At 66.7% G+C, this 9,852-nt stretch carries 3 protein-coding genes; all 3 read right to left on the reverse strand.

Annotation, left to right across the window (positions count from 1 at the left end):
- Nucleotides 1-177: 177 nt before the first annotated feature.
- On the reverse strand, nt 178-375 hold the full coding sequence (locus IG98_RS0118475; protein ID WP_157594397.1) for a hypothetical protein: 198 nt from the start codon (nt 373-375) through the stop codon (nt 178-180).
- A gap of 7 nt (nt 376-382) precedes the next feature.
- A complete protein-coding gene (locus IG98_RS0118480) occupies nt 383-8,443 on the reverse strand; it encodes an RHS repeat-associated core domain-containing protein (protein WP_157594398.1) in 8,061 nt (2,686 codons plus the stop codon).
- Between the two features lie 926 nt (nt 8,444-9,369).
- A partial coding sequence (locus IG98_RS50600) for a hypothetical protein (RefSeq protein WP_211264017.1) occupies nt 9,370-9,852 on the reverse strand: 483 nt, incomplete at its 5' end.

Raw genomic sequence — 9,852 nt, forward strand, 5'->3', positions numbered from 1 at the left:
GGGTGCAGGGCGGGTCGCGAGCAGGAGAGAGGCGTCCGCCGGCCAAGGAGGGCTGGACGGGCCCCGGCACCGCACACATGGTGAAAAGCGTGTCGAGGGCGAGCGGAGGGGTTCAGGACCGCTCGTTGGTGTCGCGTCGTACAGGGTGATGGCGGGCGCCTGTCGCCGCATGGGTCATCAAGGCTCTCGATCGCCTTTGTTGTGCGCGCTGAGCCAGCCGGCGATCGATCCGACGGCCGTGAGCACGAATCCCGTCAGGATCAGCGGCGAGCTGACCAGCCGGTCCACCCCAGGCGGGGTCGTCTCCGAGTAGATCAGCGCGCCAGTCATGAGAACCAAGCCCATCACCGAGATCTCCGGCCGCACCTTTCTCATGGACGCATTACCCCCTACCGGGTTGCTGGCTGCCTACCATGAGACTTTCGTGTCCATTCGTAATTCTGTATGTGATGACGACCCCATGCCCTTTATTCGCCGCATCGACAGCCATCATAAAGGCCCCCGTGAACCCGCCGATCAGCGCACATCCGACTCCCACCAAATTGGTCACTGCGATGAACATCGTACATATACCCGCCCCCCAGGTGGTATACTCCAGAATTGTCTTCAGCATGGCGGCGTCCTGGTTGCTGAGATAATATTCACAGGTCCAATCCGCCGCATCGGCCACGCTCTTGGCCGGCGGGCAATCGCTTCCGCTGCGGCCGGTGTCGCCGACACATCCCGACTCGCCGTACTTCTGTGCACACTTCATGTACCAGTCGTCGACGACCGAGCAGTCCTTCGCACTCTTCACCTTGAGGCACCCGAGCGTGCCGTCCTGAACGCCGTTACAGAAATCGGCGCCGTGCTTCCCGCCCTTGAACGACGTGTTCCGGCACGTGACATACCCCTCGGCGTACGGCCTGCAGGTGGCGTGATCCAAGAGCTGCCGGCCACCGGGCGCCGAAGACTTCCGGCATTCCATGTAGTCGTCGCTGGCCGTCGAGCACATGTCCTGATTGGCCCTGCGGTTGCGCAAGCAGTCGCGGTACAGCTGCGATCCTTGTTCGCACATTCCTTTCCCATAGCCTTGGGTGTTGTCCTGGCGGCACTGCTGGTAGTTCTCCGCATCCGCGTTGCAGTCGGCTCTTCGGGTGCCCTGCGATCTGCACTCTATGTAGTTGTCGGACACATCGCGGCATAGTTTCTTGTCGGTCCGGCCGGCCTTGGGGAGACACTCACCGTAAGCCGCTCCCGCATCCCGGCACGCAGCCTTGCTGCCGCCTGCGGACGTTAATCCCATATGGCTCTTGCTGTCCGCGCGGCAGTCTCCATAGACATCTTTGGTCCCCGAACAGGAATTCTTGTTGTTCTCCTTTCTGCAGTTCGTGTACTCCCTTTCGGCCTCCGTGCAGTTGGACTTTCCGTAGTCCTTGACGCACCGACCGTGGTCGGCGATGATCTCCCCGCACGTCTTGCTCTTCTTCTTCTGCTGCTTGCACTCGCCGTATGTGTCGACCGGGTTCGATGTCTTGGCCTTCTTCGGCTTGGCCTTGTGCCCGTCCGGGTCGATGTTGGTCAGAGGGTTGTCGTTGGCGTAGGCGTAGCGGTTGAGCTGAATCGACGGGTCAGGGCTCTGCGTGAGGGTGTCTCGGGAGACGAAACTCCCGGTGGCGGGCTGGTACCAGCGGGCGGCCATGTTGATCTTTCCCGTGCTCGGGTCGGTGTAGCCGCCCTGGTAGCCGAGGGTGTGGGCTGTTCCGGTGCGAGTAACGACCTCCCCGAAGGGGTTGTAGGCGACGGAGTCGATCAGTGAGGTGCCGGTGGCGGTGAAGGCTCCGATGAGGTCGCCGCGCAGGTCGCAGAACGCGAGCTGGGCGCCGGCACCGTCCGACAGGCCGAGGGTGCGGCCGAGGGCGTCCCGGCCGAACATCGCGGTCTTGTTACCGGTGGCGGCGTCGGTGACAGTCACGAGGTTGTTGGTGACGCCGTCGTAGGCCATGCGCTGGGTCTTGCCGCTGTGAGCGCGGGTTTCGACCCGGTCGAGGGCGTCGTAGTCATACTGAACGCCGTCGTCAGTGACCATGCGGTCAAAGGCGTCGAACTTGGTGATGCGGACCTGGCCGTTGCCTTCTTCGGCAAGGGTGCCGCGGGCGGTGTAGGTGTAGGTCCGCCCGTCACCGGAGGTGAGGCGGTTGCGTTCGTCGTAGCTGTAGGTCTTGTCTCCGGCCTTGATGCGGTTGCCGGCCGCATCCCAGCCGTAATCGGTCGTGGCGCCGTCGGGCCCGGTCCAGGAGGTGAGCCGGTTGTTCCAGTCATAGGTGTAGGTGTTCTTCCCGGCACCGGCGGTTCCAGCGGTGGTCTTGGACGTCATGTTGTCGTCCAGGTCGTAGCCGTACGCGATGGACGCGATCGCGCCGCCGGCGGACGTGGTGAGCTGGTCCTTGGTCAGCCGGTTCAAGTCGTCGTAGCCGTAGGTGCGGCGGGCACCGCCTGTGCCGTACGCCATGCCGGTCAGGCGGTTGGCCTTGTCGTAGCTGTAGTCGATGGCGGTGGCGGAGACCGGGTCCACCGATTGGGTGAGGCGGTCGCCGTTGTCCCAGATGAAGGTCGAGGTACCGGTGCCGTCGGTGCGCTGCACGAGCCGGTTGTTGGCGTCGTAGGCGTAGACGTTGAGGTCACCGGCGACGGCGCTGTTGGTCTTGAGCAACTGGCCGCGGTCGTTGAGGGTGAAGGTCAGATCGTTGGCGGTGATCAGTCGTCCGGCCTGGTCGTAGCCGAACGTCTTCGCCTCGGTCTCGGCCTCGGCGCCCGTCCCGGCCTGCTCGATCAGCCGGTTGAGCTCGTCGAACGCGCGCTCGACGCGCACCCCGCCGGGGGCCAGGGTGACGATCGGGTTGCCGCCCGCGTCGTAGGTGGCGGTCCAGGTGCGGTCCTTCAGGTCCGGGTGCTGCGCGGTGGCCGGCTCGATCACCTTCTCCACGAGGCCGAGGCTGTTGTAGGTGGTGTAGGTGGAATTGCCGCGCCCGTTGGTGGCGCGGGTCTGCGCGCCGGCCGCGTCGTAGCCGAAGGTGCTGGTGATCTGCTCGCTCGCGGCGACCGGCTCGACCAGCTGGGTCATGCGGTTGGCCGCGTCGAAGGAGCGGGTGACGGTGTGCCCCTCACCTGAGGTGCTGCTGATCGGGTTGCCGGCCGAGTCGTAGCCGATCTTCCGGGTACGCAGCACCGTGCCGTTGGCGTCCAGCTCATGGGTTTCGATCTTGCGGCCGGCCAGGTCGTAAAGGGCCCGGGAGGTGATCCCGAGTGCGTTGGTGGTTGTGGTGGCGCGTCCGGCCAGGTCGTAGCCGAAGGCGGTGGCATTGCCGAGTCCGTCGGTGTGCTTGATGAGCGCGCCGGCCGCGTCATAGGCGCGGGTGGAGGCATCGCCGGTGGGGCGGGTGGTCTTGGTCAGTCTGCCCGCGTCGTCGTATTCCAGCTTGGTGACGTAGATACCGGGGGTCGGCTTGCGTTCGATGGTGGTGAGCGTGATCTGCCGCCCGAGGCCGTCATAGGTGGCCTCCGACCGGGCTCCGCTCGGATCGACCGTCCACAGCGATTCACCGAGCAGGTCGTAGCCGAACGTCCACGTACCGGCCGCAGCTCCGTTGGCGGGCGGATCGGTGACCTTCACCTTGCGGCCCAGCGCGTCGTAGAAGGCGGTGGTGGTCTGGCCGCGCGGGGTGGTGGCCTTGATCAGCTGACCGGCCGCGTCGTATTCGGCGGTCATGGTCGGGGTGATCGGCTGTCCGCCGGGCGGGGTGTAGGCCGGGGCAGTCTGGGTCAGCACGCGCCCGGCCCGGTCGTAGGTGGCCGTGGCGGTGCGGCCTTCGGGGTCGACCTGGTGAGTGGTCTCGCCGAAGGTGTTGTAACTCAACTTGGAGGTAGGCCGCTCGCTGACGGCGGCGCCGCCGTTGCGTTCCACCTGGACGCCGGGCAACTGCAGCAATACCGGCAGCTTGCCCGCATCGTAGGTCACATTGGTGGTGAAGTCAGCCGCGTTCGCGCCCGTAGCGTTGCCGCGCGGGTCGGTCATCGCCGTCACCAGGCCGCGATCGTCCACTGTCAGCGTCGTGACCAGATCGGCGCCGTCGTTACGAACGGTCTGCTTGGTCGGCTGGTTGAGCACGTCGTATTCGAACTCGGAAACCTCGGTGCGGGTGGTACCCGCGCCGGTGCGTGTCACCTTGGTCACGTTGTTGTTCGCGTCGTAGGCGAAGGTGGTCTTGCGGGCCAGCGTCTCCGGGTCCACCACCTGCGAGGTGATCCGCCCGGCGGCATCGTAGGCGGTGTCGATGCGCAGCGTGCCGCCACCAGTGGTCTGTCTGGTCAGCTGCCCGGCCGCGTCATACACCCGCGAGTCCAGCACAACGTCGCGGCCGGTGCCAGAGCCGTTCAGCTTGGCGCCCTTGGCGATCTGCTCGAACGGCAGGTTGTCCGCCTGGTAGGAGTAGGTGATGGTGCGGCCCATCGCGTCGGTCTTGGACGCCATCCGGCCCGCCGGATCATAGGCGAAGGACTCCATCACCACATCGGCGGCTGGCTGGGGGTCGAGCGGACTGCCCGTCCATCCTTTCAGCACCGTGGTGGCCGGCTCGCCGCGCGGCGTGTAGGTGTAGGCCAGCGTGGCACCGCGCGGGTCGGTGGAAGCGACCTTCTGCCCCTTGTGGTCGTAGCCGAACCTGGTGACCGCACCCTCGGATCCGGTGATCGTCTCCTGCCGCCCGTAGGCGTCGTAGGTGTAGGTCGCAGTCCGCACCGCGTCCCCACCCGTCAGATCCGCGTTCGTTTCGGTCAACAGCAGGCCGTCGGCGTCGTAGGTGGCCGACCATTGCAGCGTATGGGTCTTGCCGGTGACCTCGTTCTTGATCCCGGGTCCGGTCTTGGTCAGCACCTTGCCCAGGCCGTCGTAGGTGATCGTGGTGGTCACGCCCTCGGGGTGCGCCTTGGAGATCTCGGTCGTGGCGGTCACCCGGCCCAGCGCGTCATGCGTGTACTTCTTGACCAGCCCGGATGGCAGCGCCTCCATCGCGAGATCACCGGCAGCGGTGTAGGCGTAAGTGGTCTCGTTCTCCTTGAAGTCCTTGGCCGACTTCACCAGGCCCGCCGGCGTCATACCGCCGCCGACCGCCGGCTCGGTGCCGTCGGTGTAGGTCTTACTCGTGCTACGGCCTGCCGGGAAGCCATCCGTCGCCGGAGTGGTGGCCTTGATCTCCTCGCCGAAGGCGCTGTACGTCCAGGAGGTCTTGTACGTCTCATCCGTGGCCGAGCCCGACCGGGCGTCGCGCTGGCCGACCTTCGCGTCGTTACGCGGGTCGAACGGCTTGTCCACGTCCACGAAATAGTCGTAGTACTCCGTGTGGCACTTGTCCGCCGTCCGGCACGTCTTCTTCGACAGCAGGTTCCCGCGCTCGTTGAACGCCGCCTCCATCACGTTGCCGTTGGCGTCGATCATCTTGGCCGGAAATCCGCCCACGTCATACGCCCACTTGGTGGTCGCGCCGACCTGATCGGTCTCTGACACCGGCCGATACCCGCGCTGTGCGTCCGCCACGTAGGTGACCACGCCGTTGAGCGGGTCGGTCACCTTCACCGTCATGAACGTCGACAGCGTCGTCTGCTTCTCGTACACCGGTTCCGCGAGGGTCCACTTGCCGCCGTTGGCATCGACCTGCGTGGCCAACCGGCCCCCATCGGGGTTGTAGGTGTTGACCACCCAGGCTCGGCCGGACGGCAACGTCACCTGCGTCAGCTGCGGCTGCGACTTCCCGGCCGCGAAGTGCCGGGCCGCCGCTGCCACGCCGAGCGGCTTGCCGTACACCGCCACCTCATCGATGTCGCCGTTGAACGGGAAGACCGCGGCCGCGCTGGTCGTGAACGGCCAGGCCGAAGAGGCATGACCGGACCCGATCCGGGTTTCCCACATGTCGCCGTGCTGGATTTCCCCGGCCAGCGTGCCCACGGCCAGGCCGTCCAGGTAGAGCGTCTGGGTATGCTCCGCCGGCGTCGAGCTCGTGGCCGGCTTGGCCTCCGTCGCCGACAGCACCACATGGTGCCAGGCTCCGTCGTTCACCGCGCTGGAGGAGGTGATCGGGGTGTGCGCGATGGTGGAGAGGCCGGTGAAGAACTGGCCGCGCAGCTTGCCGTCGGTGCCGACATACACCACCGGTATGGACGCCGACGGCGTGTTGTCGGCGGTGTTCTGCATGCCGATGACCGTGCCGGAGGCGGTGGTCTTGAACCACGCCTCGACCGCCAGTTCCCCGCCCTGGCCGCTCACGGCGTTCCGCGGCAGCTGCACGAAGGTCGAGGTCGCCGCCCCCTTGAAGCGCATCGCGGTGTCCGGCGACCCGGCCAGCGCACCCGGCACCTGGGTGCCGAGGTCGGCCGGGGTGGCTCCGTTCAGCTTGGCCTGCTCCTCGGTGATGTTCCAGCCCGCCGCGCTCGCGACGGTGGTGCCGGTGCGGGTCTCGGCCTCGTTCAGCCGGTAGTGGTACTCCGGCCGCGAGTCGGTGATCACGCTCTTGTACCGCGAGCCCGCTCCGTAGGTGTAGCTGTTGCAGGCGGTCGCCGAAGTCGGCGGGCACACCTTGGCCAGTTGATCACCCTCATAGGTATAGGTCCAGGTCAGTGGGTTGCCGTTCACCGGGTCGGTGGACACGCTCGCGACGTGGCTCCCTGCCCAGGTGAACGTCAGCGACCGGCCGCCTGTGGCGGTCACCTTGGTCAGCTTGCCATCGGTGCCGCGGGTCAGCTCCTGCGCCCGCCCCCGATGATCAGTGATCTTCGTGAGGAGGCCGGACGCGTCGAACCAGTAGGAGGTGGCCGACTTGTCCATCAACCGCCAGCCGCCCGCCTGCTCGGCGGCCAGCGTCGCGAATGTCCCCTGCGGGGGAGCGAAGGTGCCATTTCCCATGGGGGCGAACCGCATCTGCTCGCCGCCCGGGTAGGTCACCAGCAGGCTGCCGGTCGGCTCCACCTCGATCCGCATGTCCCAACGGGTCGTCCATCCGGCGCCGAAGATGCCATCGGTGCGCGGGTCCAGGCTGTTGTAGGTACGGCTCACCGACAGCGACGGCCCTACCGCCGCCATGCCGGCGTCGGTTGCGGTGTGCGCGAAGTTGCCCGAGGTGTGGTTGAACTCGCGGCCCTGCGTGCCGGCGGCCAGCAGTCCGTTGATGCTGCCCTGCTCCGGCACCGGGGTGAAGGTCCGCCACGATGAGGTCACCGTGGTGTAGGTGGTGGCCGCCTTCGCCATCCACGAATACGTCTCGCCCCACTTCAGCCGCTTGTCGTTGACCTGCCAGGTGCCTTCCTTGGTCCAATCTTCGGTCTTCTCCGCGGAGTCCTTGCACCAGCGCCAGTTCGGTGCGGTGCCCGCGCAGATCTGGAACCAGTACTTGACCTCGCCCTTGTTGAAGGGACGCGCGTTCGCCGACAGCACTGGCGTTAAGGTGCCGACCTGGCTGTTGTTCGCCGGGGAGAACGACTCGAACGGCAACGCCGACACGTTCGCGTACACCCACTCCGACCACGGGCCCGCCGCTCCGGAGGTGGTTGTGGCCCGCGCTCGCCAGCGGATGTACCAGCCGTCGGTCAGCTTCTCGGCCGGGATGACCGCCCAGGCGTTGGTCCCGGACGCGTACTCCTTGTCGGAGGAGCCCGACCAGATCAGCCCCGTGCCCTGCCCGGTCTTGGCCGGGTCATGCTCCACCTCGACGTTGAGCTTGCTGGGCCGGTTCTCCGGGTCGGTCACCTTCGCGTACATCCACGGCGTCAGGGATTCTGCCGTCCACGATGACGCACCCCGAATCGCCGGACTCATGCCCAGGCCGTCGACACTTGGCCTGGTGAGGTCGATGGTGGCGGTCTGCCAGGCCGACCAAACGCCCTCGGCTCCGCCGGTGGTGACGCCACGAACGCGCCAGCGGATCTTCATGCCGTCGGTGAGTTTCCCGGTCGGGACCTGTACCCAGGCGTTACCGCCCGAGGCGTACCATCGTGGGTGTTTGCAGCCAGCACTTGCTGGAGGTGGAACAGCCGCCGTTACTTCCGACACCACCGGCTTGGAGGTGTCCACCCGTCCGGTCTGCCACTGCGACCACGGGCCCGCCACCAGCGCACCCGGAGAGTCGGTGGACTGCACCACCGCACGGACTCGCCACCGAATGAGCCAGCCGTTCTGCACCCCCGTCACCACAGGGGACTGGTGCGAAGCGGAACATGCCTGCCCGGTGAAACAGGTCTCCCGGAAGGTCTTGCCCTGCCCCGACCAGATCAGCCCCGAACCCTGCCCGGTAGCAGACGGGTCGTGTTCGACCTCGGCCTCCAGCACACCGGGCCGCCGATCAGCGTCGGAAATCGTGGCGGTGAAGGCCGGGCTGACACTCGGCAGGATCCACTGCCCCGAAACCAGCTGCCCCACGGGCACGCTCATCTTGTCGACCACCGGCCCAGGCGGAATCGTCCTGAAGATCTTCGTGTCGATACGGGCCGTGATCCAATCTGACCACGGGCTCGCCACCCCAGAGGAAGTTGTGGCCCGCGCACGCCACCGGACCTGCCAACCATCGGTCAACTTCCCGGCCGGCACAACCGCCCAAGCGATCGTCCCGGACGCGTACTGCTTATCCGAAGCACCCGACCAGATCAGACCCGACCCCTGAGCCACCACAGCCGGGTCATGCTCCACCTCGACATTGAGCTTGCTGGACCGGTTCTCCGGATCGGTCACCCGGGCATACAGCCACGGCGTCACCGTCCCCGCTGTCCACGACGCCGAACCCGGAAGAGCCGGATCCATCCCCAGCGACTCGACCGATGGCTTGGTCAAATCAATACGTGCTTGGGTCCAGTCGGACCAGGGGCCGGCGATGCCTCTCGCAGTTTCTCCGCGTGCGCGCCAGCGGATCTTCGTACCGTCGGTGAGCTTTCCAGCCGGGACCTGGACCCAGGCGTTGTCGCCGGAGCGAGACTGCTGAGCACTCTTCCCGGCCCAGATCAAGCCGGAGCCTTGGCCGGTCCCTGTCGGGTCGTGCTCGATTTCCACAGCGAGCAGGGAATCTCTGTTCTCCGGGTCGGTCACCTTGGCATACAGCCATGGCGAAGCTGCCGCTGCTGTCCACGCCCCTGCATTCCATGTCGCTGGGGTCATCGACAATCCCGCCACCGACGGTTTGTGGAGGTCGATGGTGGTGGTGAGCCAGTCGGTCCATGGACCGATAGCGCCGGTCGTGGTCTCACCGCGCACCCGCCAGCGGATCTTCATGCCGTCGGTGAGTTTCCCGGTCGGGACCTGGACCCACGCGTTGGCGCCGGAGTCGGAGGCGGCGGCGCCCTTGCCCTCCCAGATCAGTCCCGTGCCCTGCCCGGACGCCGCCGGGTCATGCTCAACCTGGACCCACAGACGCGAGCCACGCGAGCCGGGATCACTGACCTTCGCATACACCCACGGCGTGACCCGCCGGTGGTGACGCCACGAACGCGCCAGCGGATCTTCATGCCGTCGGTGAGTTTCCCGGTCGGGACCTGTACCCAGGCGTTACCGCCCGAGGCGTACGCGGTTGCGCCCTTGCCGGACCAGATCACCCCCGTGCCCTGCCCCGGGGCGGCCGGATCGTGTTCGATCTCCGCGTCCAGCACCAGCTTCGCCCCGCCGGCGTCACTGACCTTCGCGTACAACCACGGCGTAGCCGAAGCCAGCGTCCAGGACTCGGCACCACGCGTAGCCGGCACCGCTCCCAAACCATTGCCCGCAGTCCCGCTCACCTCGACCGTGGCCGCCTGCCACTCCGACCACGGACCCGCCACCCCGGAGGAGGTGGAGGTGCGCAC

Origin of the sequence: Streptosporangium amethystogenes (assembly GCF_000721075.1) — a bacterium.
Classification (GTDB): Bacteria; Actinomycetota; Actinomycetes; order Streptosporangiales; family Streptosporangiaceae; genus Streptosporangium; species Streptosporangium amethystogenes.